Below are 26,581 nucleotides of genomic sequence, written 5' to 3'. Positions count from 1 at the left end.
AGGGGTCGGTCCCGTATCGACCCCTGACGTTTTTAAGACATTCCATCCGCAGACCTCGCAAGTGTCACGCGAGGTTCTTGCTGTTGTCGCATACCAGTGAAGCCGCCTTACGCCGATTGGTCTAGGAGCGTGATCTTGCCGCGCGCATTGGACGCGACGGCGAGTGTCGGGCGCGCAAACGTGATCTCTAAACTCCGCCAATGGACATCCGCGACTGCGCAGTCGGTGCGCGGTCCCGATCGCGCCGCGCATCTGCGGGTGGTGGTCGAGGCTGTCCTGATCGGACTGCTGCTGCTTCAAGCCGGACGTCTGGTCTGGATCGTGGTCGATCCGAACGCGCCGTCCATGGCGCCGCTCGCGCAGGCGCCGATAAAGCCGGCCGACCTTAATGTCTTTCAGCGTTTCGACGCCTTCTTCCGCACGGGCGGCCTGAGCAGCCTGGCGGATGTGACGAATGCGGACACGGCCCAGCTTCGCCTGTTCGGCGTGCGCAGCGGCGGCGCTGGCGACGGGTCGGCGATCATCGGCCTGGCCGACGGGCGTCAGGTTTCCGTGGGCGTCGGCGAGGAAGTCGAGCCGGGTCTGGTGCTCAAGGAGGTCGGGCAGGACTACGTCACCCTGGCGCGGGGCCTGTCCGTCAGCCGACTGGTCTTCTCCGAAGTCCCGGTCGGGGCGCCGCCGCCTCCGCCGCCGCCGCCGGGCGAGCAGGTCGTCGGTCCCGCGGCGCCCGCGTCCGCGCCCTCCGTCCCGGCAGCCGTCGTCGATCCGTCCAGACTGATGGCCCAGGCCTCTTTGCGTCCCCGGATGCAGGGCATGGCCATCAAGGGTTTCACCGTCTCGGGTTCCGGAGACCAGTTGGCCGCAGCAGGTCTTCAGGCCGGCGACGTGATCTTGTCCGTCAACGGCAACGAACTCACCGGCCTCGACCGGATCGCCGCTCTTCGGGGCCAACTCGCCAACAGCGCCAATGCCGAGGTCCGTTTCGAACGGGCCGGGCAAGTGCAGACGACCACCATAAGGACAACTCGGTGAACCGACGCAGTTCCACCTTCCTTGCCGGCGTTCTGTCGGCGATCTTGCTGGCTCAGGGTCCGCTGACGGCGGCGCCCGCCGTGGCCCAGTCCGCCGGCCGGCAAACCCTGAACGTCCAGGGCGCCGACATCCGCGCCTTCATTCAGGATGTCGCCCGCATGACCGGGCGCACCTTCATCGTCGATCCTGCGGTGACCGGGACCGTCACGGTGACCAGCGACAGACCCCTTGGTCGGGCCGAGTTGTTCGAGGTCTTCCTGTCGACCCTGCGCGCCAACGGCCTGGTCGTGACGCCGACCGGTTCGGGCGCCTATCGCATCAGTCCCGCGACCGGTGCGGCCCAGGGGCCGTCGACCGTCGGGACCGAACGGTTCTCGACCGAAGTCTTCCAGCTTCGCAACATCGATGCGGCCTCGGCCGCGGAGACCATTCGGCCGCTGGTGGGAGCGCAAGGCCAGGTCCTGCCCAATCCCGCCGGCAACAGCGTGGTGGTCGCGGACTTCGCCGACAACCTGACCCGTATCCGCGCCCTGATCGCGCGCATCGACGTGGACCGCGCCAGCTTCGACGTCCTGACGCTGGAAAACTCCTCCGCCCGTGAGATCGCGGCCGTCCTTCAGACGGTTCTCACCCCGCCTGGCGGGCAGCCCGGGCAGGGCATGGTGTCCGTGACCCCCGTCGAGAGCTCCAACTCCGTCATCTTGCGCGGCGACCCTGCCGCCGTGGCGCGCATTCGCCCCCTGATCGAAGACCTCGACCGGCGCGCCCAATCGGCCGACGACGTCAAGGTCGTCTTCCTCGAACACGCTAACGCGGAACAACTGCTGCCCGTCTTGCAGCAGATCGTCGGCCAGCAGGTGACGGCCGCCAGCGCCAACGCCACGCCTGCGAGCCAAAGAGGGTCTGGCGGGATCGGTCAGGCGGCGCCCGTCGAGGCTCCGGCTTCGGCGCCGACGACCGTCTTGCCTGGCCAGAAGGCGACGATCGCGCGCTTCCCCGGCGCCAACGCCCTGGTGATTTCGGCGTCTGCCGACACGCAACGGATGCTGGCCGAGGTGATCCGTCAGCTCGACGCCCGTCGCCAGCAGGTGCTGATCGAGGCGATCGTGGTCGAACTGAGCGACACGGCGGTGCGCGAGCTTGGCGTCCAATGGGTTCTGGCGGGCGAAGACGGCAATCCGGCCGGTTTGACCAACTATCCCAACCGGTCGACGCCCCTGGTGCCGATCGCAGGCGGCGCGGCGGCGGGTCAGCTGGACGATCCAAAGGATGCGACCATCCGCGATCAGCTGCAGAGGCTTGCGCTCAACAGCCTGCTCGGCGCGAACGGATTTGTCGGCGGCGGCGGCGGCCGTATCGGCGACGGCCTGTTCGGCTTCATCATCAATGCGGCGAAGACCGACGAAGGGTCCAACCTGCTGCAGACGCCTTCGCTGATGACGCTGGACAATGAGGAAGCCACGATCCTGGTGGGGCAGGAGGTGCCGATCACGACTGGCGAGACCCTGCTCGACGGCAACTCCAACCCCTTCCGCACCACCCAGCGCCAGGACATCGGCGTCAAGCTGACGGTTCGCCCCCAGATCAATGCGGGCGGCTCGATCACCCTGCATGTGCGTCAGGAGGTGTCGAGCATCAACGGCGTGCTGACCAACTCTTCGTCCGATCTCGTGCTCAACAAGCGTGAGTTGGAGAACACGATGGTCGTCGACGACGGCGCCATTGCGGTGGCGGGCGGCCTGCTCGACCAGAATGACCGGCTGTCGGTCGACAAGGTCCCAGGGCTGGGCGACTTGCCGGGGATCGGAGCCCTCTTCCGATCGACCAGCCGTCAGCGGGGCCGCACCAATCTGATGATCTTCATCCGCCCGACGATCGTGAGGTCGGAGAGCGACGCCCAGAGGCTGGCCGCTGACCGCTGGGGCTATATGCGCCAGCAGCAGCTGACCGCCACGCCAGGCGCTGAGCCGAGCCTGGACGAAATGCTGCGTGACTATATGCGCGCCACGCCGCCCGAACACGTCCCTGTCGGGGCCGCGCCTGTCGGTTCGGTCGCAGGGGCGCCCCTGCAGCCTGTCGCGGATGGCGCTCCACCGCCTGGTGGGCGACCATGATCACTCGGGTCAATCCGACGCTGCCTTATGGGTTCGCCAAGCGGAATGGCGTGATCCTGCTCGACGCCGGCGACGTCGCCCTGGTCGGTCTCAGGGAGGGCGCCGACCCGGCGGGTCTCATAGAGGCCCGGCGTGCGCTGGGACGCCCGCTCAAGATCGAACACATGGATCAGGCGACGTTCGATCGTCATCTGTCGCAGGTCTATGCGGGCGATTCGCTGGTGACCGGCGACGGCGACGACCTGGGTCTGCCGGGCAGGGGCATGCCAGGCGGACTGGATAGTCTGATCGACGACATGCCGGCCGCCGCCGATCTTCTGGACACGGCCGACGACGCGCCCGTGATTCGGCTGATCAACGGCGTCATAGCCGAGGCGGTGCGTGCGGGCGCATCGGACATCCACCTGGAGCCGTTCGAGAACGCTCTGACGATCCGCATGAGGGTGGACGGCATGCTGCGCGAGGCCCTGAGTCTGAACCCCCGGATCACGCCGCTTCTGGTTTCGCGCATCAAGGTCATGGCGCGGTTGGACATCGCCGAAAAACGTGTGCCCCAGGACGGCAGAATTCCGCTGACGCTCGGCGGCAAGACGTTGGATGTTCGTGTCTCGACCCTGCCTTCGCGGGGAGGAGAGCGCGTGGTGCTGCGGATCCTCGACAAGGCGCAGGCCGACCTGGATCTGAACCGGCTGGGCATGGACCCGCTGGTGCTTGAGGCTTTCCGCGCAGCGCTGGCGGAGCCCAACGGCATCATACTGGTGACCGGACCTACCGGCTCGGGCAAGACGACCAGTCTCTATGCCGGCCTCACCCTGCTCAACGACACGACCCGCAACATTCTGACCGTCGAGGATCCGGTCGAATATGCGATCGACGGCGTCGGCCAGACGCAGGTCAACACCAAGGTGGGAATGACCTTCGCCGCCGGGCTTCGCGCCATCCTGCGCCAGGATCCCGATGTCGTCATGGTGGGTGAAATCCGCGACGCCGAAACCGCCAGCATCGCCGTTCAGGCCGCCCTGACGGGCCATCTGGTCCTGACCACGGTCCACACCAACGATGCGGCGGGCGCCATCACCCGCCTGCGCGACATGGGCGTGGAGCCCTTCCTGTTGGCCTCGACCCTGCGATTGATCGTCGCCCAGCGGCTGGTGCGACGGCTATGCGAAGAGTGCCGACGCCCGGAGCCGGCGGATGTTGCCACCGCGAAACTAGCGGGACTTGCGATCGGTCAGACGGTCTGGCGTCCGCACGGCTGCGCGCGATGCAATCAAACGGGCTATGTCGGACGGACGGGCCTCTACGAACTGATCCGCGTGGATGATCGCGTCCGCCGTTTGATCGCCTCCGAGGCCGGAGAAGAAGCGATCGCCGCTATCGCCTTTGCGGCGCCGGAGCGGGGAGGGCGCACCCTGAGCCAGAGCGCCCGGGAACTTGTCGCCGCCGGCGTCACCTCGGTCGAGGAAGCCGTGCGGGTCGCCCGGCAGGAAACGCAGCAGGACGCCGCTCATCTTGAGCCCCCGACCTCGTCACAGGGAGTCGCGGCCTGATGGCCTTGTTCGACTACGTGGCCGTAGACACTGAGGGCAGGACCGTCACGGGGGCCGTGGCGGCATTGGACGCCGCCGCCGTCCGCAAGACGCTGGGTCGAAAGAGGCTGGTCCCGTTGGACATTTCGCCCTCGACCGGCGCGGCGTCTCGTGTCGATCGCACGCCTTCGGGCAAGCCGGGGCGGTTGAGTTCGAAGGCCCTGGCGCTCACGACCCGGCAACTGGCGACCCTGGTTTCGGTCGCGCCCATTGAAGAGGCCTTGCGCACCATCGCCCTTCAGGCGGACCGGCCCATGGTGCGAATGATCCTGGAGACCGTGCACGGCGGGGTGATGAGCGGGCGGCGTCTGTCTGACGCGATGGCTTTGGAACCCAGGGCCTTTCCACCGCTCTATCGCGCGATGGTTTCGGCGGGCGAAACGTCCGGCGCGCTTCAGTCGATCCTTGAGCGCCTGGCCGACAGGCTCGAACTGGACGAGCAGGTTCGGGGCAAGGTGATCACCGCCCTGGTCTATCCTCTCGTCCTGGCCGTCGTCGCGCTGGGCGTCATCGGGGCCCTGATGACCTTCGTCGTTCCCAAGGTCGTCGATCAGTTCGACAGCATGGGGCAGACCCTGCCGCTGCTGACGCGCCTAGTGATCGGCGTGTCGGAGCTGATGCAAAACTGGAGCTGGCTGCTCGCGCTCGTCATCGCCATCGGGGCGATCGGTTTTGCCGGGATGTGGCGAAACCCAAGCTTCAGGCTGACAATCGATCGCCTGCAGCTGCGATTGCCCCTGGTCGGGCGACTGACCCGCGATCTGCACGGCGCCAAGATGGCTCGGACGCTGTCGACGATGATCGCCGCAGGTCTTCCGGTGCTGGAGGGGCTGACCATTACGGCGCGCACCGTGTCCAACCGGGCGCTGAGGCGCGCGACCGAGACGATGGCGGATACGGTGCGCGGAGGCGGCGGTCTATCCAGCGCCATGCGTCGGGCCGACGTCTTCCCGCCTATTCTTGTCTACATGACCGCCTCCGGCGAGAGCAGCGGGCGGCTGGAGCCCATGCTCGACCGCGCCGCCGACTATCTTGAGCGCGAGTTCGCGACGTTCACGGCCGTGATGCTGAGCCTGCTGGAGCCGGCGATCATCGTCATCATGGGCGGGATCGTCTGCCTGATCGTGCTGTCGATCCTGCTGCCCATTCTTCAGATCAATACCCTGGCGATGGGGTGAGGAGTTGCTTGAGATGACCCAGACCAAGAAACACGCGCAGCGCCGCCGACGCGCCGGATTCACCCTGGTGGAACTGATGGTGGTGATCGTCATCATCGGTCTTCTGGCGACGGTCGTCGCCATCAATGTCCTGCCGGCCCAGGGCAAGGCCATGGTCGGAAAGGCCAGGGCCGACATCTCGACGCTGGAACAGGCGATCGAAACCTATCGGCTCGACAATCTGACCTTCCCTGACAACGCCCAGGGCCTTCAGGCCCTGGTGGCGGCGCCCCAGGGTTTGTCGCAGCCTGAGCGCTACCGCGAAGGCGGCTACGTCCGTCGTCTGCCCAAGGATCCCTGGGGCCAGGACTATCAATATCGGCGACCGAGCACGCACGGCGGTCAGTTCGACGTCTTCTCCTGGGGCGCGGACGGCAAGGAGGGCGGCGAGGGTGAGGATGCGGACCTTGGCAACTGGCAGAGCTAGACCAGGTCGCAAGCCGCGCGCCGGTTTCACCCTGGTCGAGCTGATGATGACGGTCGCCATCATCGCGATGGCGGGCGCCGCCGTGGTGATGGTCGCCCCCGATCCGAGGCCCGCCGTCGGCGCAGAGGCCGAGCGATTCGCCGCCCGGTTGGCGAGCGCACGGGACGAGGCGGTGCTGACCAACCGACCGATCGCCGTCGAGACGACGACGTCGGGCTATGGATTTCAGGCCTTCGACGGTCGGGTTTGGACACGGTTGCAGGAGGGGCCGTTCAAACCCGTGCCTTGGGAAACCGGCACCGTCGCCGAGCCGGGTCAGGAGGCGGCGCTGGTCGTCTTCGATCCTACAGGCGTGGCCGACCCCTACCGACTGACCCTGAGACGCGAGGGCCAGGCGCGGGTCGTGACCGTGGACGGCGCCGGAGAGGTCAAGATCGATGACTGATCGCCGCTGCGCGCGTGATGGCTTCACCCTGGTCGAGATGCTGGTCGCCATGGCGGTCTTCGGCCTGTCCGCCATGGCCTTGTTGAACCTGGCTGGGGAGAACACGCGTTCGGCGGCGCGGGTCGAGAGCCGCACCCTCGGCGGCGTTGTGGCGGACAATCTGGTCGTCGAGTCGGTCATCGCGCCTTCGCTCAGCGACGGCGTGTCGAACGGACGGACGAACCTGGCGGGCCGGGACTGGAGCTGGACACGGATCGTGGCGCCCACCGACGTCGCAGACATCCAGCGGGTCGAGGTCCGGGTGTCCAATGACGAGGGGCAGGCCGCAGACCGCACGGCCTTCCGGGCGCGGTCCTCATGAGGCGGGCTTCGGGACGGGCCGGCTTCAGCCTCGTCGAGGTCATGATCTCGCTGCTGATCTTCGCTCTGATCGCCGCAGCAGGGGCGACGGTGCTGACCCAGACCATCGACAACCGTTTCGCCATCAAGGCCGAAACGGACCGGACCGGCGACCTGCAGCGTATGCGGGCGCTGCTGAAGTCGGATATCGGTCAGGCGACCGCGCGTCGGACGCGGGGCACGACGGGGCGGCCGCAGCAGCAACCCATCGTCGGCGCGACCCAGCCCGGCGCGCCGGTCCTGATCCTGGTGAGGGCCGGTTGGTCCAATCCCGGCGACCAGCCGCGCGCCTCGCTTCAGCGGGTCGAATACAGCCTTGTCGACGACCGCCTGGAGCGACGGGTCGCGCCCCGGCTGGACGGCGCGCGCGTCGGATCGGCCCAGGTGCTCTATCGCGGCGTCTCGGGTCTGAAGATCAGCTTCGTCAGGGACGGGGTCGAGGCGCCGGCCTTTATCTCCAGCGCGGACAAGCCGATGCCGGACGCGGTGCGTCTGGTCATGACGCTCAAAGGTCTGGGCGAGGTCGAGCAGCTGTTTCTGGTGGGCGGCCGATGACCGCGTCGGGCAGAGCCAAGGCGTCCAGGCGCCGTGAAGGCATGGCCTTGCTGACCGTGCTTTTGCTGGTCGCGGTGATGTCGGTCGTCGCCGTCGCCGTGCTGGACGACGTGCGATTTTCGGTCAGGCGCGCCACGAACGCCGAAGGTCAGGCCCAGGCCCAGATGTACGCCGACGGCGCCGAGCTGCTCGCGCTGCGTCAGATCACCCAACTCATTACGATGGGGCCGACCAGGACGCCGCTGGAGCCTGAGTGGGACGGGCGCGTTCTGAGTTTTCCGATCGACGGAGGAAACCTGAGCGCCGTCGTGCGCGACGGTCAGAACTGCTTCAACCTCAACAGCGTGGTCGAGGGGCAGGGCGAGGATCTCACGGCGCGCCCCGCAGGAATCGCGCAGTTCGTCGCCCTTGGACGAAGCCTGGGTCTGACGGAGGGGGCGGCGCTGGCGGCGGCGGACGGTCTGGCGGACTGGCTGGACGTCGATCCGGCGACCCGGGCGGCAGGCGCAGAAGACGGCGCATACGCCGGTTCGGCCATCCCGTATCGGACCGGCGGCGTGATGCTGACCGAGGTCAGCGAGCTCCGCGCGATCCGAGGGTTCGACGCCGAAACCTACCGCCGTCTTCGACCATTCGTCTGCGCCCTGCCGGTCGCTCGGCCCAGCGTGCTCAACGTCAACACCCTGAAGCCTGAGGCGGCGCCTCTGCTGATGATGCTGCTGGACGGCAAGATCGGTCTTTCAGCGGCGCGCGCCGCGATCGAGGCGCGGCCTCGCAACGGATGGCAAAGCGTCGACGCCTTCTGGAGCCAGCCGGCGCTGCTTGGCTCTGCGGCCTCGCCGCAAGCGCGCGAACAGACGAGCCTTCTCACCCGCTATTTCGATCTGCGCGTCGATGTCGACTACGGCGGTTCTCGCGCCGTCCGCACCGCGCTCCTCTACGCGCCGCCCGAGGGCGGGGCCCGAACCGTCATCCAACGCTGGACCCTCGACGAATGAGTTCCACCCGCCTGATCCTGATCCCGAGCCTGGCTTCGGAACCCGCCCCGTTCATGGTGATTGCGCCGGACGGCGCGATCCTGCAGCGCGGCCTGATGCCGCTCGATCCGGTCGAGAAACCCCTGGCCATGCGAACGGTCGTCATTGCGCCCGGCGCCGATGTGCTCGTCCGTTGGGTGAACGTGCCGGCTGGGAGCGACGTTCAGAAGCGCACGGCGGTCCTTTGGGCCTTGCGGGAACAACTGGCTGTGGCCTCGGAAAACCTTGAGGTCGCCCTGAGCGCAGCCGTCGAGGGCGAGGATCGGATCGCGGTCATATTCGATGCGTCCTTGCGCCGGGTCTGGCTAGACTATTGCGAAGCGCTGGGTGTCGCCGTCGATGTCCTTATGCCCGACACGCTGGTCGTTCCCGCGCCGCTGGCCGAAGACAGCATCGTGGCGGTGTCGTTTCCGCCCAATGTCGCACTGCGGGGTCGGCGTCTGGCGGCGACCGTCCAGCGCGACATGGTCGAACTGCTCACCGAAGGCTGGTCGCTCGTCATTGTCGACGACCCTGAGGATATCGAGCGCCTGATGATCGAGGCGTCTCTGCGGCCGGTGATCAACCTCATCGAGCGCCGCCGTGTTTCCGCCGGCGGAAACTGGAAGCGGGTGATGGCTCTGGCTGTCATCCTCTTGGCGACCCCATTGATCCTGACCCTCGCCATGGCTGCGCGCGATGACATCATGGCGAACCGTATGCAGAACCAGACCCGGCAGATCCTGACGCGCGCTGCGCCAGATCTGGCGGCCTCTCCCGATCCCAGGGCCGCCCTTGAGGCCCGTCTCGCATCGGCTCCCGCGGGGGGCGTTACCGGTGTCGCTGCGGCCCTTTATGTCGCCGTCGAGGGGGTCGAGGGCGCCGAACTCGACAGTTTCGCCGCAGATCCAGACGGCGGCGTGCGGGCCACCGTAAGCTATTCCGCCTATCAGGACCTCGACACGCTCAAACGCGCTGTGACGAGCGCCGGCCTCGTGATGGAGGACGCCAGCACGGTCGACGACGCGGGGCGCATCGTCAGCGAAATCCGGATCGGAGCCGCATTATGACTGCCTTGTTCGATCCGGCGACGCGCTGGTGGTGGTCGCGCACGGACCGCGAGCGGCAGATGCTGGCCGTCATGGCGCTCATCGCTGCTGGGGTTTTCCTGTGGTTGCTCGTCGTCCGTCCTGCGTGGGCCTGGCGCGAAGCCGCAGCTGAGCGGCGCGCCGAGGCGCGCACGTCCTTGTTGCAGGTCGATGCGGGCGTCAGGCGTCTGCCGAAAAGCCCGGACGCCGCCGTGGCAAAAACGGCCCGGACCGACATCGAACCCCTGGTCCGGCAGAGCGCCGAGGCGGCCGGCTTGGTCATCACCACTGGGATGGACCCGTCAGGCGGGCTGGGGTTCCGGGCCGATCGAACGACGAGCGCGCAACTCTTTCCCTGGCTGATGACGCTCAAGGCGGAGCATGGACTGGAGGTTTCGCGGCTGGCTGTTGTCGAAAACGCGGACGCCACCCTGCAGGTGGACGGCGGGTTCGCTCCGTCTTGAAGCGACTGTGTTTGCTGCTTTCAGTTTAGCCCTGCCGGCAGGTCGTGAGGAGAAGGGCTTAGCTTCAAATCGCCCCAGAGATGACGTCTAAGGCTTCGTCACAAAGCGCTATCCGCTGCTTCTCGAAGTCGATCCCGGCCTTCAGGACCAGGTGACGCAGCTTTTGCTCGCGCGTTTCAGCCAATCGCAGACAGTCAGCACAGAGCATCGTCTCTTGAACTGCTGATCAATCGCAGGGCGGCGCCACCACGTCTTGGAGGGCCTTGGCGGCTGATAGCGTAGGTGTGCAGCCGTGGTGGACCGTATGACGGGAAGCTCAGAAATCCAGACGTCGGCAATGACGATCTGCAAGACGATGCGAAAAGGCGTCGATCCGCTGTCCTGCGGATCGACGCCTCATTGTGGGTCGATCAGAACCGCTTGGTCAGTTGCACGCCGTAGGTGCGCGGTTCGTTGACGAAGGCGGTCAGGTTGTTGAAGTCGATGGCGCCGATCACATTCTCTTCGTCGGTGACGTTGCGGACATAGGCGGCCGCTTCGATGCCGCGGTTCAGGTCGCGCCAACCCGCACGCAGGCCGCCTTCGAAGGCCGTGTCCTGCATGAACTCGACCGATTCATAGAGGAACAGGTTGAAGTCCTTCTGCATGACCCAGTCGGTCGAGGCGAACAGCTCGGTGTCGTTACCCAGCGACCGGACATAGTTCAGCGTCAGGTTGGCGGTGTATTGCGGCGCCTGCGGGAAGGGGTTGCCGTCGATGTTGGCGCGACGGGTCGTGCCCACGGTGACGATCGGATCGGTGACGGTGCAGTTGGCGCCGCAGATGGCCACCAGCAGGTCGCTGTCCTTGATCTCGGTGTGGTTCCAGGCGGCGCCGGCCGACAGGCTGAAGCCCGCGCCCAGATCGATGTCGCCATCCAGTTCCAGGCCGTAACCCTCGCCCTTGTCGGCGTTGATCAGGCGGTTGGTGTTGTCCGCGCCGCCGATGGCGGTGAACTGCATGTCGCTGACTTCATAGACATAGGCCGTCGCGTTGAAACGCGCGCGGCCGTCCAGCAGGCGAGCCTTCAGACCGGTCTCGTAGGACATGACCGTCTCGGAGTCGGCCGTGGTCAGGACCGGCAGGTTGCGACCCTGGATCGACGGACCGCGATAACCCTTGGCCGCGCGGGCGAACAGGTTGAGGCTGTCGTTGACCTCATACAGGGCGCTGACGTCCCAGCTGACCTGTTCGTCGCCGACGGAGACGGCGCCCGTGCCGCCGGCGCCCGTGCCCAACACGATGCGTCCGTTGTAGTCGCGGTTGTCGTCGGTGTAGCGGACGCCCGCCGTCACCTTCAGAGCGTCGGTCAACTTGTAGCTGCCCTGACCGAACACCGACCACGAGTCCGACTTCTGCACGATGTCGGTCACCCGCGTCGGCTGAAGGCCGCCGACGCCGTTGAACGTGCCCGAAACCAGGTTGATCCGCTCGTCCCAGTAGAAGGCCCCGACCTGCCAACCGATGCGTCCGTCGCCGTTCGAGGCCAGACGCAGCTCATAGGTGTTCTGCAACAGGTCGCTGGAGAGGGTGCCGGTCTCGGAGTTGAACGGCGTCTTGTAAGAGGCCGTCGCCGGGGCCGAAGCCACGCCGCCGTCGATGTCGCCGTCGCCCTGGGACCAGCCCTGGTACGAGCCGACGATGCCGGTCAGGGTGGCGGGGCCGAAGTCATAGGCGACCTGCAGCGACTGCGAGGTCGTTTTCTGCTTCTGGAAGTTGTTGCGGCCGCCGTCGTAATAGACGGTGTCGCGATCAAAGTTGCCGTTCAGCTCGTTTGAGCCCTTGGTCAGGGCGTTGGCGCGGTTCATCGTGCCCGTGCCGTCATAGTCGCGGGCCTGCAAGGTCAGCAGGGTCGACAGACGATCGGTCGGGGTCCAGGCGACGTGGACACGCGCGGCCAGATCGTTGAAGCCGCCCAGATCATCCTTGTCCGCATTGGCGAAGGACGGGTTGAAGGCGTTGTTCACCCAGTCGTCGCGGTGGTTCCACAGGATGGCGCCGCGCACCTGAAGCGTGTCCGACGCCGGCAGGGTGACGGCGGCCTCGGCCCGGGTCGAACCCAGGTTGCCGTAGGTCAGCGAGCCGAACCCGGTGAAGTCATCCGACGGTTTGACGGTGTCGATCTTGACCACGCCGGCCGGGGTGTTGCGGCCGAACAGCGTACCCTGCGGACCGCGCAGAACTTCCAGCTGCTGCACGTCGAACAGGGGGAAGCCCTTCAGATAGACGCTCTCCAGCACGACATTGTCCAGCACGACCGAAACCGGCTGCGAGGCGGTGAAGTCGAAGTCCACATTGCCCAGGCCGCGGATGTAGAAGCGCGGCGCGTAGCGGCCGTTCGAGCTTTCGACCTGAAGGCTGGGCACGCGCGCCGACAGCGACAGGATGTCAGCGCCGCCGGCCGAAACGTCCTGCAGGGTCTGGGTGTTCAGGGCGGTGACGGCGAACGGCACGTCGCGGATGTTCTCGCTGCGGCGCTGGGCGGTGACGACGATGTCGTCGACCCCGGCCACTTCGGCGGCGGTGTCCGTCGTCTGGGCGAGAACCGAGCCGGCGCTCAGCAGGGCGATGCCGCTGACGGTGGCGGCCAGAAGGGCTTGGCGAAGCATGGGCGAGATTTCCTTGGCGACAGGGAGGAGGACGTGTCGCGCGACGCCGTAGAGCTTCGCAACGACGGCCGCCAGTGCAGAGCGCGCCTGTTTCTTGAACCTTTGAAGACGCAGCCACACCCGTGTGACAATCTGTCCTTGGGCGGCGTGTGCAGCACCGGCTGGCATTGTGCCGAGAGGTCCGAAATGCGATGCTGAAAGGGTGCGTGAGTCCGCTCCGCACGCCCTCCCAGACATCGTTTGGATCGCGTATGCCCCTCGTCACGCCCTCCCGTCGCCGGCTCCTGCAACTCGCCGGGGCGACGGCGTTCGCGCCAGGGCTGACCGGCATGAAACGGGCGGATGTGATCGGTCGCGTGCTGGCCGTATCCGACATGCATTCGGCCTATGAGCGGACCGCCCAGTTGCTGGCCGCCTTCGAAACCGAAGTCCGCGCCAACCCCGTCCCCCATGTCATCGCCATCGACGGCGACATCTTCGAGCACGGCAATGTCGTCGCCGTGCGGTCGGGCGGCGTGGTGGACTGGGCCTTCCTGGCGGCCTTGCCGGCGATCGCGCCGACGGTGTTCAACCTGGGCAATCACGACAATGACCTGACGCCCGACCTGGCCCAGGTCGTCGCCCGTATGAAGAGCCTGGGCGTTCACGTCGTCAGCACCATCGGCGATACCCGCACGGGCGCCGGCTATGCAGACCCGTCCACGACCCTGCCGTTCGGTCGCCGTTCGCTGCGGGTCGTGGGCATGGCGACCAATTCGCTGACCACCTACCCCAAGGCCTCGCGCGACCAACTGTCGATCCCGGCCGCTGCCGACTGGGCGAGCGCCAATCTGGCCGACAACCTGTCCGGGGCCGATCTGGTCATGGTGATGAGCCACGCCGGGGTGGCCGCCGACAGGGACATCCTGCCGCTGCTGCCGGATGGCAGCCTGATGATCGGCGGACACAACCACCTGCTGTTCCAGCATCGCCAAGGCCGTAGCGCCTATATCCACACCGGCGCCTGGACCGCCGCCTATACGGTGGCCGAGTTCCTGGCGGACGGCTCGGTCACGGCCCAATCCCGCACGGTCGCGCTGGACGCCCCCGCCTCTCCCGCGCTGGCGGACTTGATCGCCGCGACCCTGGCCGCCGACCTGACCGACGAGGAGCGGACCATCCTGGGGACCAGCCCTCGCGCCCTGTCGCTGGGCGACACCGGACGGCGCGTCGCAGCCGGCCTGGCCCAGGCGGCCGGCGCCGAGGCCGGCTTCATCGGCCACACCACCCTGGGTACGGGCGTCCCGGCCGGCCCGGTCAACCGCTACGTCTTCGATTCCATCGTCCGTTTCGACGGCAAGCTGATGGTCGCCACCGTCTCGCGCGCGCAATTCGACGGCTTCATGGCCCGCGCCAACCAGGACCGCCCGATGCCCCTGGCCGACCGCAGAGGCGACTTTCTCTACGCCTCAGCCGTTTCGCCGAAAGCCGATCCGGTCCGCCTTTGCACGACCGACTGGTGCGCAACGAACCAGCGGGAATATTTCGGAACGACCGACCTCAGCTTCGAAGAAGCGACGGGGCTGACGGTCAAGGCGACAGCCGCCGCCGCCTTGCTGCAAGGCGCAGTCGAGCCGCCAGCATAATGGCGGCGCGGCTGAAGGTCTTTACCTGGTCCGACGGATTTCACGCCTTCACCGTCGCCGTCAGTTCGCGACCCAAGGCGCTGGAGGCCTGGGGATCGAAGCAGGATCTGTTCGCGTCCGGACTGGCTAGCGAAGTGAGCGTTGGGGCGGACTATGACGCCGCCTTGGCCGCGCCGGGCGAGGTCATCCAGCGCGGCCTGATCATCGACATCGGCGAGATCGCCAAGGCGCCGCGTGCCAAGACTTCGCCCAACAAGGCAAGGCGTGCACGGGTCGAGGCGCTGGAGGCCGAATTGGCGGCGTTGGACGCGGATCATGCGCGTGTGCTGTCTGAACTGGACGAAGAGGCGGCCCGGTTGGAAACGCGCCGCGCCCAGCTCGCTCGCGACCACGATGCCGGCCGCAAAGCTCTGCTGACCAAGCTCAAGAAGGCGCGAGCCGAATAAGGCCCCGCTCTCGAAAGAGCGGGGCTTTGGGCGTGGTCTAGCGGCGCGCGCGCGTTTCCAGTTCGCCGATGCGGCGGCTGAGGTAGGCCGTGTCGTCTGACGATGGGCTCGTGCGGGCGTAGGCGGCGTCCAGGCGGGCAAGGTCGCCGGCCTCGACGCGGATGTCGGCGGCCTCGGCGCGGGTGACGGCGCCCGAGCGTTCGGCGGTGTTCAGGGTCGTCTCCAGGTTCGTCAGTCGCGCGCGCGCCGTCAGATTGGCGGCGGGCGTCGTGCCGGTCGGGCCGTCGCCGACACGCAGGTCCAGCGCATCGAGGCGCGCGTCCAGATCGGCGCGTTCGGTGGCGTTGATCGCGCCGTCCGAATTGTAGCGGGTCTCGATCTGGATCAGGGCCTGATAGTCGGTTTTCAGGCGGGTGGCCTCGGTCCGCGTCAGGCGACGGGCGGTCACGGCGGCGTCCACGCGTGCATTGAAGGCGGCGCGCCCCTGGGCGACCGTGTCGGTCTCTTCATAACCCGAAGCGCCGGATTGCAGCGTCTGTGTCAGGGCCGTGTAGCGGGCGTTCAGGTCCGCGCGCTCTTGAGTATTTATGCCGTCAGCAGCGTAGCGGGTCTCCAGATCGACGAGGGCGGTGTAGTCTGACCTCAACCGCGTCGCGGCCGAGCTGGACACTGAGCCTGCTCTCAAGCTGGCGTCCACCTGGGTCGAGAACTGGCTCTGGCCGTCACGCAACGGACGGCCGCCGCGCAGCCAGGCCTGATCCATGGCCGACAGTCCCAGACGATCCCCGAACAGGGCGCCGACGACGGCGCCGAGGCGGTCCTGCGTCGTGGAGGGATACTGCGTCTGAGCCACGGCGGCCCCGGCGGCGAGGGTCAGGGCGGTCGTGGCGACCAGGGCGAGGCGGATATGGGACATGGATGCGGCTTTCGGGCGTCTGTGTAAGGCCACGTTAACGGCGAGCGTCACCGTTAGTTGCCGCCTACGACGCCGATCGCCTCAGCCCCGGATGAAGTGCGGCACGAAGCGCGAGGTGTTGCGGGTGATCCGGCCCGTGTCTTCGCGCAGGCTGATCCCCGCCGGCTCCGTCCCGACCACCCATGATCCGACGATGACGTGGTTGCCGTCGAACAGCGGCGGATCGCACAGGGCCTGGCGGATGTAGCGCCCCTCGCCATAGCCGCCGTCAACGACCTCGGCTGCGCTCAGGCCCTGGTCGATCAGTTCGACATTGTCGCCTTCGCGCGAGAACAGCGGCTTGCGGACATAGGACGACCCCAGCGAACCCTCGGCCGGATCGCCCTCGAAATAGGATTCCAGCAGGTTGGGGTGGCCCGCGTGCCGCTCCCACAGCAGGGGCAGGATGGCCTTGTTGGACAGGATGCTCTTCCACGCCGGTTCCAGCACCGTCACGTCGGCGGTGGGCAGGGGGGCGGCGTATTCGTCGCGCAGCATCTGCTCCCACGGATAGAGCTTGAACATCGCCTGGATGATCCAGTTCTCGTGGTCCACGAACCGGCCGTCGGCGTTCAGGCCGATCTGGTCGATGGCGACGAATTGCGGGTCCAACCCGGCCTGGCGCGCCAGATCTTCGAGGAAGCGCACGGTCTGGCGGTCCTCGACGAACTCGGCGTCCGAGGCGAAATGGACGAAGCCGCCGTTCGGGAAGATGGCCCGGAACCGGTCGACCAGCTTTTCGTGCAGGCTGTTGAACTGATCCGCGTCGGCGGGCAGGGCGCCGGCCGTGATCTGGTCCTCCAGCCACAGCCACTGGAACACCGCCGTCTCATAGATGCTGGTCGGGGTGTCGGCGTTGTATTCATACAGCTTGGCCGGACCCGCTCCATCATAGGCAAAGTCGAACCGGCCATAGAGGGACGGGTCGCCGCGTTTCCAGCTGTCGGCGACATAGTCCCGCATGGTCTCAGGAATATCGAGCTGCTCCATCAGCCGTTCGGACTGGACGGCCTCATTGACCAGTTCCAGGCACAGGCCGTGCAGTTCCTCGGTTGGCGCCTCGATCCCGTCCTCGATCTCGGCCAGCGAGAAGGCGTAGGCCGCCGTCTCGTCCCAATAGGGTTTGCCGTCGGTATGGCGCCAGGTGAAGCCCAGTTCTTCGGCCTTGGCGTCCCAGTCGGTGCGGGGATCGAAGCGCAGACGCTCCATGGATCAGGCCGGGTCTTTGTCGGGCGTAGATTGCCCGATGCGCGGCGTGACCACGGTCACCTCCGGCTGGCTCAGGCGGGCCAGGACGTCGTCGGCCGACGAATGGCCGGGCAAAATGCCGGCCTCGCGCAGCTTGGCGTCCAAGTCGGCGCCGGTGCGGCGATCCTCCAGCGCCTGATTGGCGTTCAGCTTTTCTTCCTGGATGGCCTGGCGCTGCTTGATGCGTTGAAGGCTGTCCGCCGCCGAGCCGATGCGCGACTGGGCGCCGGCCGAGTTCAGGGCGACCGAAGTCTGGGCGCGCTGAACGGAATCGTTGACCTTGACGATGTCGATCTCGCGACGAAGCGTCTCGATCTTTTGATCGGTCGCCGAGATGGCGGTGCGCAGGCGCGTCTCGGCCGTCTTCATGTCCTCGATCAGCGGGCCGCGGCTGGTGATCTCGACTTCCAGCTCGGCGATGCGGCCGGCGACTTCGCGGGCCAGGTCGGTCTTGCCCTGGCTCATGGCCGAGCGGGCCGAGCTTTCGTATTTGGCGATCTGGTCGCGGAAGCTGACCATCTCGTTCTCGGCCATGCGGCGGCGCGCCACCAGGCCGGCCAAGTCGTCGCGCGCCTTGCCTTGAGCATTGTCGGCATCGCGGATTTCCTGATCGAGGATTTTCAGCGCATTGGCGTCGACGACGCCTTGGGCCGCGTCATGGGCCGAACCCCGAAACAGGGCGGACAGTTTTCTGAGCATGGACATGGTCGGGTCTCCGGATCAGGCGGCGTCGGCGCCGAAGGTTTCACGCAGTTCGGTGGCGTCGATCGCATTCTCGGCCAGGGTGCGCAGTTCGATGAGGATGGTCTGCAGCGTCGTCTTGCACGACAGTTCGCCCATCAGCTCATACACGTCTTCGCCGCCGACGTTGGTGATGGCGAAGTTCGACAGAGGCACCACGCGTTGGGCCTTCAGCAGAAACTCGTTGAAGGCGTGGCGGTCGGCCTGTTCGGCGACTGGCCACAGCAGGACCGAACAGACGATCTGGGCGCCGCCGACGCTGAGATAGACCGGCAGGTCGCCGTATTCATGCATGGTCGCCAGCAACACGGGCTCGGCGCCCTCGACCACGCGCACGGTCATTTCGCCCTCGCGCAGCAGAGGGGATTCGTCCAGCGCCGACTTGATGGCGGGCACGGTCCAGGGGGTCTCGATCACGGCGTCCATATGGTGGTCGTCTCCAGGGGTGATGGAATGAGAAGTGGGGCGGCGCGCGCGGCCGGCAAGGTGTGGGCCGCGTGTGGAATCGGTAATGATGGCGCGGACGGCGGCCTTGACGTCGTCGCGGGCGGATTCGGGCACCCAAAGCTCCAGCTTCACCAGCCCCGCCTCGCGACGCGCCTGCCGCCACGCACGGATGCGATCATTGGCGGCGGACGAGGGCGGGCTGGCGCTGGGCATGTTTCATGAAACGCGTAACATGAACGCTTGACTTCGCCTAGGGGTCTGGGCTCATCCTGACCTGAAGAGGGAACGCATGCTGCTGCCGCGAATGAAGCTGGCCGTGATTTTCGACCGGGCGTTCCACGCCATGGCCGACATGCACTGGCGGATGTTGATCGGCCTGATCCTCTTTCACGCGGTCTCGTCGTGGCTGTTTCTCGCCATCGCACGAGAGGCGGAGCTGCATGATCCGCTGACTTTCTTCTACTGGTACGCGACGACGGCCTACACCGTAGGTTATGGCGACATCAGTCCGCAAGGCGTCGGCGGGCGGCTGGTCACGGCCTTGTGGATCTTTCCAGGGGCCATCGCAGCTTTCACCACCGTCGTGGCCAAGGTGCTGGCCGGGATCGGAGACATCTGGCGCATCCGGCGATCCGGCAAGGGAGACTATTCGAAGATGACCGATACGATTCTGCTGGTCGGCTATCACCCGGTCCGGACGCCCAAGATGGTCGAGGAACTGTGTGCGGAGCTGAATCGGTCCCAGACCCTGGTGCTGCTCACGCGGCAGGCGGTGGCGGACGTCGATCCGCGCATTCGCTACGTCCACACGGAAAGCCTGACCTCTACAGCGGGCCTCGCGCGAGCCGGTGCGGCGAACGCCAGCCGCATATTGATCTACGCCAGCAGCGACGCGGACACCCTGACCGCGACCCTGGCTGTCTCGGCTATGGCGCCTGACGCCGCGCACATCGTGTGTTTCTTCGACGACGCTGACAGCGCGCGTTTGCTGGCGCAGCATTGTCCTCGGGTCGAGATCGTTCTGTCGTCGGCGCCGGAAATGCTGGCCCGCGCCGCGCGCGATCCAGGCTCCAGCCAGGTCATCAGCGCCCTGACCAGCCATCTGGATGACGGCGCGACCCTGTTCAGCCTGAGATGGGCGGGTGCGGGCCGGTCGGTCGGCGACCTGACGCAACGGCTTTTACACCACCGCGCCACCCTCCTGGCGCATCAACCCCACGGTGCGGAATCGCCGCGCTTCAATCCGTCGCCCGAAACAGCCGTGGAAGACGGCGACCGCCTGTTCTATGTCTCGGCGGCCCGGCTGAGCCAGCCGAGCCTGGCCGGATACTGATCGTCCCATGTTCAAGAAGCTTTTCGGATCGTCGGAGAAGGCCGCCCCCGCCAATCGGCTGGCGACGGTGCGCAACATCACCGTGGGCCGCACCGTATCGCTGGACCCGCTGGCCTGGCGTCGACTGGGCGACGAGACCCATTTCGTGCTGGATCGCGACGTGCTGGACATCTCGGCGCAAGGGCTGGTCAGTCTGGACAGCGGCCAGTTCGTCCACCGCTTCTACACCGACGACCACGTCATGCTTCAGGCCATGAGCGACGACGAGGCGGGCGCCGAAAGCTACGACTTCAGCCTGTTCATCCCCTGGACCTCGGCCTATCCGCCGGGTGAGCGCGAACGCCGCATCTGGCGCGACCGGCTGTCGGCGCCGGTCTTCCATGGCGCGGCCGAGGAACTGCCCGACTATCCGCGCTTCTGGTTCGCCGAGAGCGACGCCATCCAGCCGCCCGTCACCCTGTGGGAGACGATCTGGGACGACCGGGCTGCGACCACCCCCTATGCCAAGATCTTCCAGACCTGCATGCTGTATGCTCGCGACCTGGGCGGCGGGCGCGAACTGATGATCGCTCTGGAGCAGCAGCCCGAGGGCGGCGAGACGACGCACGAAATCATGATCGGCATTCCACTGGAAATGGCCGAGTTCCGCGCCTGAGCGCGCAATCTTAAGGGGCAAGACAGATGTTCGACTGGTTCATTTTTCAGCAGGGGGCGATCGCCTTCCTGATCGCCTTCGCCATGGCGGGCGCCTTCACCCTGGCCTTCAAACTGGTCTACCAGTGGGTCACGCCGTATCACGAGCATACGCTGATCCGGCAAGGCAACACCGCCGCCGCCATTGCTCTCGGAGGCGCCCTGATCGGTTACGTCCTGCCCCTGGCCTCGGCCCTGTCGCACACCGTCAGCCTGATGGAGTTCGCGGCCTGGGCCCTGCTGGCCGGGATCATCCAGATCGTCGTCTTCGTCGCCATCAGCCGCATGGCCTTCCGCAACCTAGTCGTCCGCATCGAGGCGGGCGAGATCGCCGCGGCCGTCTATCTGGCCTCCATCTCCATCTGCGTCGGCCTGCTCAACGCCGCCTGCATGACGTCGTGACCGCCATGACCGATCCGAAAGATCTGCCCAAGACAGACACCATGCGCCGGCTGAAGCGCTCGCGCGTCCTGCACGTCAGCAGCCTGATGGCGACCGCCAGCTTCTCCCTGGCCGCCTGCGGTTCGCCCCAGCGCGTCCCGCCGCCCGAGCCCGAACCGACCCTGGCCTATCAGTCGCTGGATGAGTGCCGCGCCGCCAACGACATCCCGGACGATCAGTGCAACGCCGCCTTGGCCAAGGCCCAGGAAGAGGCCGCCAAGACCGCGCCCCGCTACGCCACGCGCGAGGAGTGCGAAGGCCAGTGGGGGCCGTCCCAGTGCCAGCCCAACAACCAGGGCGGCAACGGCTCCTTCTTCACCCCGCTGCTGACCGGATTCATCATCGGGCAAATGCTGAACGGCGGCGGCTATCGCGGCGGCGGACCGCTGTATCGCGACCGGGAAGGCCGGCTGTCGAACGGCTACGGCGGAGGCTACACCTACCGCGACTATCGCACCGGCAAGACCCTGACCAACGGGCGCGAGCACGGCGACGTGGCGCGTCAGGCGCCCAGCCGCGTGCAAAGCCGCACCGCCGTCGTCTCGCGCGGCGGCTTCGGCGGCGGCGGCCGGAGCTACGGCGGCTGAGACGTCTCTGGCGTCCGCCGCCGGACTTCCCTTATTAGGGATCGCCTTTCGCTTCACGACTGACCGGACCGCCCCGCCCCATGACCGCATCGCCGCCCCGGATCGGAGGCCTGGACGTCGAAAGCTGGGGCGACCCGGAGGATCCCATCGTCCTGCTGGTCGGCGCGCCTGAGCGTCTGTCGGGCGACTGGCGGCGCTCGGTGCGGGCGCTGGTCGACGCGGGACGTCATGTCGTCCTGGCCGCCGCGTTCGACGGGGACGAGGATGCCTCCGTCGCGCTCAGGCGTCTGCTGACCGAAATCCCGTCGCGCCCGGCCATCGTCTGTGCGGACGAGACCTTGCCGGTCATGGCCCCCGCCCTGGCTGTCACCGGCCCGGCCCTGGCCAGCTGCCTGGTGATCGTCGCCGGCGAAGGGCAGGGGGTCGTGTCGCCCGAGGTCGAGGCCCTGCTGACCGGCGTTCCGACGCAGGTGGTTTCGCGCGCCGACACGCTCGAAGACGCCCCCGATCGGCTGGAGGCCGAGAACGCCGCCTTGCTGGGCTTCCTCGAACGTCAGGCCCCGCGCGAGGCCCTGCACTATCAGGCCGGGTCCGACCCGCGCACCCTGCGCGACGCTCTGGGCTGTTTCGCCACCGGGGTGACGGTGGTGACCACGCTGGACGAGGCCGGACAGCCCGTGGGCCTGACCGCCAACTCCTTTTCGTCGGTGTCGCTGGACCCGCCGCTGATCCTGTTCTGCCTGGCCCGGTCGTCCACCAACGTCGAGCGCTTCCGTCAGGCCGAGCATTTCGCCATCAACGTCCTGCACATCGGCCAGCAGCCCACCTCCGGCGTCTTCGCTCGGTCCCAGGCCGACCGGTTCCAGGACGTGGCGTGGGAGACCTGGGACACCGGCGCGCCCATCCTGTCGGGCGCCCTGGCCAGTTTCGAATGCGGGACCGAACAGATCGTTGAGGCCGGCGATCATCTGGTCATCATCGGCCGGGTCACGCGCGCGCGGTTCGAGCCGCGACGCGATCCCCTGCTCTATTTCCGGGGCAAGTATCGGCGGCTGCACTTCTCCTGACGCTTTGAATTGGTCGGGCGGATCGCTATCTGTCCGCGCAACAAGAGGAACCGCTCCATGTCCGATCCCGTCGTCATCGTCTCCTACGCCAGAACCCCGATGGGCGGTTTCCAGGGCGCGCTGTCGGACGCCAAGTCCACCGACCTGGGCGCCGTGGCGGTCAAGGCGGCGCTGGAGCGCGCCGGGCTGGACCCGAACAAGGTCGAGCAGATCATCATGGGCTGCGTCCTGCCCGCCGGTCTGGGCCAGGCGCCGGCGCGTCAGGCGGGCATGGGCGCGGGCCTGCCCGTCACGACCGAGGCGACCACGATCAACAAGATGTGCGGCTCGGGCATGCAGGCGGCCATGATGGCGCACGACGCCCTGGCGGCCGGTTCGGCCGACGTGATCGTGGCGGGCGGTATGGAATCCATGACCAACGCCCCGTATCTGATGACCAAGCACCGCGGCGGCGCGCGCATCGGCCACGACGTCATTTCCGACAGCATGTATCTGGACGGGCTGGAGGACGCCTACACCCCCGGCAAGCTGATGGGTCAGTTCGCCGAGGACACGGCCAAGGTCTATCAGTTCACCCGCGAGCAGCAGGACGCCTACGCCATCGAAAGCGCCGGCCGGGCCAAGCGGGCCCAGGACAGCGGCGCCTTCGACGCCGAGATCGCCTCGGTCGAGGTCAAGACCCGCAAGGGCCCTGTCATCGTCGATCGCGACGAACAGCCGACCAAGTCCGACCCCTCCAAGATTCCGAACCTGAAACCCGCCTTCGGCAAGGACGGCACCATCACCGCCGCCTCGGCCGCCTCGATCTCGGACGGCGCCGCCGCCCTGGTCATGATGCGTCAGTCGACGGCCCAGGCGCTCGGCCTGACGCCCATCGCCCGCGTCGTCAGCCAGGCCGCCCACGCCCAGGAGCCCAGCCTGTTCACCACCGCCCCGGTCTTCGCCCTGCAAAAGGCGCTGAAGAAGGCGGGCTGGAGCGCCGACGACGTCGATCTGTGGGAGGTCAACGAGGCCTTCGCCATCGTGCCGATGATCGCCATGCAGGAACTCGGCATCCCCCACGACAAGATCAACGTCAACGGCGGCGCCTGCGCCCTGGGCCACCCGCTCGGCGCATCCGGCGCCCGCGTCCTGACCACCCTCCTGTCCGCCCTGAAAGCCCACGGCAAGACCAAGGGCATGGCCGCCCTGTGCATCGGCGGCGGCGAAGCGACCGCGATGGGCGTGGAGTTGGTTTAGGGTATTTGCAGTTGGATTGGTCGCGCGAGGTAGGCTTCCTCTCGTCGGCCCCAGCTTCTAGCGTCGGGTGATGGACCAACTCCAACTCGATTTCGGATGGCGAACGGCGCTTCTCGGCCTAATCGCCGTTCAGATCACCGCCCTCGCCATCGCCCTCGTCACCGCCTCGACGCGACGGATGGCCAACCGCCTTTTGGCTGGCGCCCTCTTGGTCATTGCAGGCCTTCTGATCCCCTATGCCATTGGGTTCGCGGGCGCCTACGATCTCTGGCGCGGCCTGACCTTCGCGCCCTTCGCCATCCCCCTGGCTCTAGGCCCCCTGCTTTACGCCTATGCCCATGCGCTACAGGCCGGTCGCCTGCCTCGCCGGATGGCCTGGCACATGGCCCCGCCGTTGGCGCAGTTCCTCTATTTCGGGGCCTGCTTCCTCCTGCCGCTGGACATTAAATGGGCCTGGTACACGGGTGCTCACCGCGAGGTGGCGGCCCCGGTCCTCGACGTGCTCGCCATGGCCAGCCTCGGCGCCTACGCCTGGGCCATCGGCCGGGTGCTCAGGGACTATCGCCGCCGGTTGGCCGACGCCCGCAGCGACGACGACCTGTTCTCCGCGCGCTGGCTTGGGCGAGTGCGGGCCGCCATCGTCCTCGGCCTCCTCGTCGAGGTCGGTTTCTGGCTTTGGTCCGCCCTGACCGGCGGCATCGACTATTTCCAACAGGCCGGCCTGTATTTCGCGCTCGGCGCACTGGGCCTTTATCTCGGGGTTTCGGGCTGGCGCCACGCCGGCCTCCCCGAGACGTTCGTCCCTGAAGATGCGCCGGTGACCGACGAGCCCGTGCGCGTCGCGCCGGACTGGGGCGCCATCGCCGCCGACTTTGCAGCCCGAACTCGTGCAGAAGGCTGGTGGCGCGAGCCGGCGCTGACCTTGCCGCGTCTGGCCCGGTGTCTGGGCACCAACAGCGGGCGGCTGTCCCGAGCGATCAACCTCGGGTTCGGCGTCAACTTTTCCACCTTCGTCAATGGTCTCCGGGCCGAGGGCGTGGCCGAGGCGCTCGCGACCCGCACGGACGCCGATCTGCTCGACCTGGCCTTCGAGATGGGCTTCGCCTCCAAGGCCAGTTTCAACCGCGCCTTCCAGGCCCGCTATGGCCTGCCACCCTCCCGGTACCGCCAACAGGTCTCAGATCCTGTTTTTGTGTCGTGTGACGATGATCTGAGGCGCGCAAAGGCGTGAGGCCGCACATCCTCGACACCATCGAGATCGAGGATATCCCATGCCGTCGCTGAACCGCCGCCGCCTGCTCCAAATGTCCGCTGGCCTATCCCTCGCCTCGGCGTGTCCGGCCTGGGCGCAGTCCCAGCCCGACGACTGGAGCGGCGATGTCGCCATCCTGCGCGAGGTCTGGGAGACCATGCATCCGGGCCTCTACCGCTACAGCACGACGGCCGAGATCACGGCGCGCCTCGACGCGCTTGCCGACACCTGGCGGGCGCCGGGGTCATTCCGTGAGCGCTTTCTGGCCCTGACGCGGGTCACCGCCTCGATCCGCTGCGGCCACACCTATCCCAGCCCCTACAACGGCGACGACGCCATGGTCGCGGCCATGTACCCGGACCGTTCGCTTATGCCGTTCCGCTTTCGCTGGATCGACGGCCGCATCGTGATCACCGAGGATCACACGATGACGGGCGCTTTGCCGAGAGGCACTGTCGTCAGCGCCATCGACGGCGTCGCCACCGAAACGCTTCTGGCCCGACTGGTCCCGCTCGCTCGCGCCGACGGCGGCAACGACGCCAAGCGCATCAATCTGATGGAGGTTCGTGGCGAAGACCGGTTCGAAACCTTCGACATCCACCTGCCGCTCATCCTGCCGCTGAAGGACGAGGCCGCCTTCACCCTCGCGGACAGGCGGATCGTGCGCGCGCCGCTGCTCACTCTTGCGGAGCGGCAGTCCCGCCTGGCGCCGTCGGCCAGCCCGACCGGCGACGCCAATCCCTGGACGCTCGAAAGCCTGCCCGGCGGCGTCCGCCGCCTGACCATGCCCAGCTGGGCCCTGTTCAATTCGACCTTCGCCTGGGAGGCCTGGCTGGGCGAGACTCTGGACGCCTTGAGCTCCGAGCGAGCGCGAGGCCTGATCATCGATCTGCGCGGCAATGAGGGCGGCCTCGACTGCGGCGCCCTCATCCTCAGCCGCTTGATTGACCGCGATCTGCCTGTGTCGCGCAACCAGCGCTGGACCCGCTACCGCAGCGCCCCTGAATCGGTTCGGCCCTATCTTCACACCTGGGATCGCAGCTTCCTCGACTGGGGCGACCAGGCCCAACCCTCCACCGAACGCCCCGGCTTCTATCAACTGACCCGCTACGACGATGATGCGGAGGGCACGGTCATCCGACCGGCCGGAACGCGCTTCACGGGACCGGTCGCGGTCCTCTGCGACGCCTCCAACAGCTCCGCTACCTTCGGGTTCGCCCAGGCCGTGCAACAGAGCGGCGCCGCCACCCTGATCGGCCAGCCGACCGGCGGCAATCGGCGCGGCATCAACGGCGGCGCCTTCTTCTTCCTCAAGCTTCCGGCGTCCGGCATCGAGATAGACCTGCCGCTGATCGCCAGCTTCCCCGATACGCCCCAGCCGGACGCCGCGATCCAGCCCGACGTCTTGGTTCAGACGACGGCCGAAGACATCGCCTCGGGTCGCGATCCGCAGATGGCGGCGGCAATGGCGTTCATCACAAGGGAATGATGCGAAAGGGCTGCGTTCGGGGTC

At 67.2% G+C, this 26,581-nt stretch carries 27 protein-coding genes; 21 read left to right on the top strand and 6 right to left on the bottom strand.

Annotated features, from left to right (window positions below; all coding sequences use genetic code 11):
• The first annotated feature begins 225 nt into the window (after nt 1-225).
• The 11 genes from ACK4MH_RS01800 to gspM are packed head-to-tail and all read left to right on the top strand — an operon-like array spanning nt 226 to nt 10,346.
• Entirely contained in the window at nt 226-1,032 is an 807-nt protein-coding gene (locus tag ACK4MH_RS01800; protein WP_409713852.1) for a type II secretion system protein N, read from the top strand.
• Nucleotides 1,029-3,146 (top strand): type II secretion system secretin GspD, encoded by a 2,118-nt coding sequence (gene gspD, locus ACK4MH_RS01795; protein WP_409713849.1) that lies wholly within the window; start codon nt 1,029-1,031, stop codon nt 3,144-3,146. Before ACK4MH_RS01800 ends, gspD begins: the two co-directional genes overlap by 4 nt.
• Nucleotides 3,143-4,696: a type II secretion system ATPase GspE gene (gspE, locus tag ACK4MH_RS01790; protein WP_409713846.1), complete on the top strand. Its 1,554-nt coding sequence runs from the start codon at nt 3,143-3,145 to the stop codon at nt 4,694-4,696. Before gspD ends, gspE begins: the two co-directional genes overlap by 4 nt.
• Complete coding sequence (gene gspF, locus ACK4MH_RS01785) at nt 4,696-5,913, top strand: type II secretion system inner membrane protein GspF (protein ID WP_409713843.1); 1,218 nt, start codon at nt 4,696-4,698, stop codon at nt 5,911-5,913. Before gspE ends, gspF begins: the two co-directional genes overlap by 1 nt.
• A gap of 13 nt (nt 5,914-5,926) precedes the next feature.
• A complete protein-coding gene (gspG, locus tag ACK4MH_RS01780; protein ID WP_409713840.1) occupies nt 5,927-6,379 on the top strand; it encodes a type II secretion system major pseudopilin GspG in 453 nt (150 codons plus the stop codon).
• Nucleotides 6,360-6,824, top strand: coding sequence for a GspH/FimT family pseudopilin (locus tag ACK4MH_RS01775; RefSeq protein WP_409713837.1), 465 nt, complete (start codon nt 6,360-6,362; stop codon nt 6,822-6,824). Before gspG ends, ACK4MH_RS01775 begins: the two co-directional genes overlap by 20 nt.
• Entirely contained in the window at nt 6,817-7,185 is a 369-nt protein-coding gene (gspI, locus tag ACK4MH_RS01770) for a type II secretion system minor pseudopilin GspI (RefSeq protein ID WP_409713834.1), read from the top strand. Before ACK4MH_RS01775 ends, gspI begins: the two co-directional genes overlap by 8 nt.
• Entirely contained in the window at nt 7,182-7,778 is a 597-nt protein-coding gene (gene gspJ, locus ACK4MH_RS01765; RefSeq protein ID WP_409713831.1) for a type II secretion system minor pseudopilin GspJ, read from the top strand. The genes gspI and gspJ overlap by 4 nt, the downstream gene beginning before the upstream one ends.
• Before the next feature lie 41 nt (nt 7,779-7,819).
• Nucleotides 7,820-8,776: a type II secretion system minor pseudopilin GspK gene (gene gspK / locus ACK4MH_RS01760; protein WP_409713828.1), complete on the top strand. Its 957-nt coding sequence runs from the start codon at nt 7,820-7,822 to the stop codon at nt 8,774-8,776.
• Complete coding sequence (gene gspL / locus ACK4MH_RS01755; protein ID WP_409713825.1) at nt 8,773-9,864, top strand: type II secretion system protein GspL; 1,092 nt, start codon at nt 8,773-8,775, stop codon at nt 9,862-9,864. The genes gspK and gspL overlap by 4 nt, the downstream gene beginning before the upstream one ends.
• Nucleotides 9,861-10,346, top strand: a complete 486-nt coding sequence (gspM, locus tag ACK4MH_RS01750) for a type II secretion system protein GspM (RefSeq protein ID WP_409713822.1) — start codon at nt 9,861-9,863, stop codon at nt 10,344-10,346. Before gspL ends, gspM begins: the two co-directional genes overlap by 4 nt.
• Before the next feature lie 64 nt (nt 10,347-10,410).
• Here the strand turns inward: gspM and ACK4MH_RS01745 are convergent, their stop codons facing one another.
• Together ACK4MH_RS01745 and ACK4MH_RS01740 are read right to left on the bottom strand one after the other, a co-directional pair.
• Nucleotides 10,411-10,554: a hypothetical protein gene (locus ACK4MH_RS01745; protein ID WP_409713819.1), complete on the bottom strand. Its 144-nt coding sequence runs from the start codon at nt 10,552-10,554 to the stop codon at nt 10,411-10,413.
• A gap of 202 nt (nt 10,555-10,756) precedes the next feature.
• Nucleotides 10,757-12,994 (bottom strand): TonB-dependent receptor, encoded by a 2,238-nt coding sequence (locus ACK4MH_RS01740; RefSeq protein ID WP_409713816.1) that lies wholly within the window; start codon nt 12,992-12,994, stop codon nt 10,757-10,759.
• 251 nt (nt 12,995-13,245) lie between these two features.
• On the opposite strand from ACK4MH_RS01740, the gene ACK4MH_RS01735 reads away from it, so the two are divergent.
• Both ACK4MH_RS01735 and ACK4MH_RS01730 read left to right on the top strand, forming a co-directional pair.
• Nucleotides 13,246-14,619, top strand: coding sequence for a metallophosphoesterase (locus ACK4MH_RS01735; protein ID WP_409713813.1), 1,374 nt, complete (start codon nt 13,246-13,248; stop codon nt 14,617-14,619).
• On the top strand, nt 14,619-15,065 hold the full coding sequence (locus tag ACK4MH_RS01730) for a hypothetical protein (protein ID WP_409713810.1): 447 nt from the start codon (nt 14,619-14,621) through the stop codon (nt 15,063-15,065). Before ACK4MH_RS01735 ends, ACK4MH_RS01730 begins: the two co-directional genes overlap by 1 nt.
• 37 nt (nt 15,066-15,102) lie before the next feature.
• Here ACK4MH_RS01730 and ACK4MH_RS01725 read toward each other — a convergent pair whose 3' ends face one another.
• The 4 genes from ACK4MH_RS01725 to ACK4MH_RS01710 form a co-directional block, all read right to left on the bottom strand.
• The gene (locus tag ACK4MH_RS01725; protein WP_409713807.1) at nt 15,103-15,981 is read right to left on the bottom strand and encodes a hypothetical protein; all 879 of its coding nucleotides are present in this window, start codon (nt 15,979-15,981) and stop codon (nt 15,103-15,105) included.
• Nucleotides 15,982-16,062: 81 nt separating this feature from the next.
• The gene (locus ACK4MH_RS01720) at nt 16,063-17,229 is read right to left on the bottom strand and encodes a glutathionylspermidine synthase family protein (protein WP_409713804.1); all 1,167 of its coding nucleotides are present in this window, start codon (nt 17,227-17,229) and stop codon (nt 16,063-16,065) included.
• Between the two features lie 3 nt (nt 17,230-17,232).
• Nucleotides 17,233-17,973 (bottom strand): PspA/IM30 family protein, encoded by a 741-nt coding sequence (locus ACK4MH_RS01715; protein ID WP_409713801.1) that lies wholly within the window; start codon nt 17,971-17,973, stop codon nt 17,233-17,235.
• 15 nt (nt 17,974-17,988) lie between these two features.
• Nucleotides 17,989-18,669, bottom strand: coding sequence for a YjfI family protein (locus ACK4MH_RS01710; RefSeq protein ID WP_409713798.1), 681 nt, complete (start codon nt 18,667-18,669; stop codon nt 17,989-17,991).
• A 76-nt stretch (nt 18,670-18,745) separates the two neighbouring features.
• Between ACK4MH_RS01710 and ACK4MH_RS01705 the strand changes: the two genes are divergently transcribed.
• The 8 genes from ACK4MH_RS01705 to ACK4MH_RS01670 all read left to right on the top strand — a co-directional run bounded on the left by ACK4MH_RS01705 (nt 18,746) and on the right by ACK4MH_RS01670 (nt 26,557).
• On the top strand, nt 18,746-19,789 hold the full coding sequence (locus tag ACK4MH_RS01705; RefSeq protein ID WP_409713795.1) for an ion channel: 1,044 nt from the start codon (nt 18,746-18,748) through the stop codon (nt 19,787-19,789).
• 7 nt (nt 19,790-19,796) lie between these two features.
• Nucleotides 19,797-20,444 (top strand): YjfK family protein, encoded by a 648-nt coding sequence (locus ACK4MH_RS01700; RefSeq protein ID WP_409713792.1) that lies wholly within the window; start codon nt 19,797-19,799, stop codon nt 20,442-20,444.
• Nucleotides 20,445-20,470: 26 nt separating this feature from the next.
• A complete protein-coding gene (locus ACK4MH_RS01695) occupies nt 20,471-20,884 on the top strand; it encodes a DUF350 domain-containing protein (protein ID WP_409713789.1) in 414 nt (137 codons plus the stop codon).
• Between the two features lie 5 nt (nt 20,885-20,889).
• Complete coding sequence (locus ACK4MH_RS01690; protein ID WP_409713786.1) at nt 20,890-21,510, top strand: DUF1190 domain-containing protein; 621 nt, start codon at nt 20,890-20,892, stop codon at nt 21,508-21,510.
• An 80-nt stretch (nt 21,511-21,590) separates the two neighbouring features.
• Nucleotides 21,591-22,577 (top strand): flavin reductase family protein, encoded by a 987-nt coding sequence (locus ACK4MH_RS01685; RefSeq protein ID WP_409713783.1) that lies wholly within the window; start codon nt 21,591-21,593, stop codon nt 22,575-22,577.
• Between the two features lie 57 nt (nt 22,578-22,634).
• Complete coding sequence (locus ACK4MH_RS01680) at nt 22,635-23,816, top strand: acetyl-CoA C-acyltransferase (protein ID WP_409713780.1); 1,182 nt, start codon at nt 22,635-22,637, stop codon at nt 23,814-23,816.
• 70 nt (nt 23,817-23,886) lie between these two features.
• Nucleotides 23,887-25,047: a helix-turn-helix domain-containing protein gene (locus tag ACK4MH_RS01675; RefSeq protein ID WP_409713777.1), complete on the top strand. Its 1,161-nt coding sequence runs from the start codon at nt 23,887-23,889 to the stop codon at nt 25,045-25,047.
• Nucleotides 25,048-25,087: 40 nt separating this feature from the next.
• Complete coding sequence (locus ACK4MH_RS01670) at nt 25,088-26,557, top strand: S41 family peptidase (RefSeq protein WP_409713774.1); 1,470 nt, start codon at nt 25,088-25,090, stop codon at nt 26,555-26,557.
• Nucleotides 26,558-26,581: the final 24 nt, after the last annotated feature.

This window comes from Brevundimonas sp. (assembly GCF_046295075.1).
Classification (GTDB): domain Bacteria; phylum Pseudomonadota; class Alphaproteobacteria; order Caulobacterales; family Caulobacteraceae; genus Brevundimonas.
Note: the sequence above shows the minus strand (reverse complement) of the source record. Positions and strands in the feature narration are given on the sequence as shown.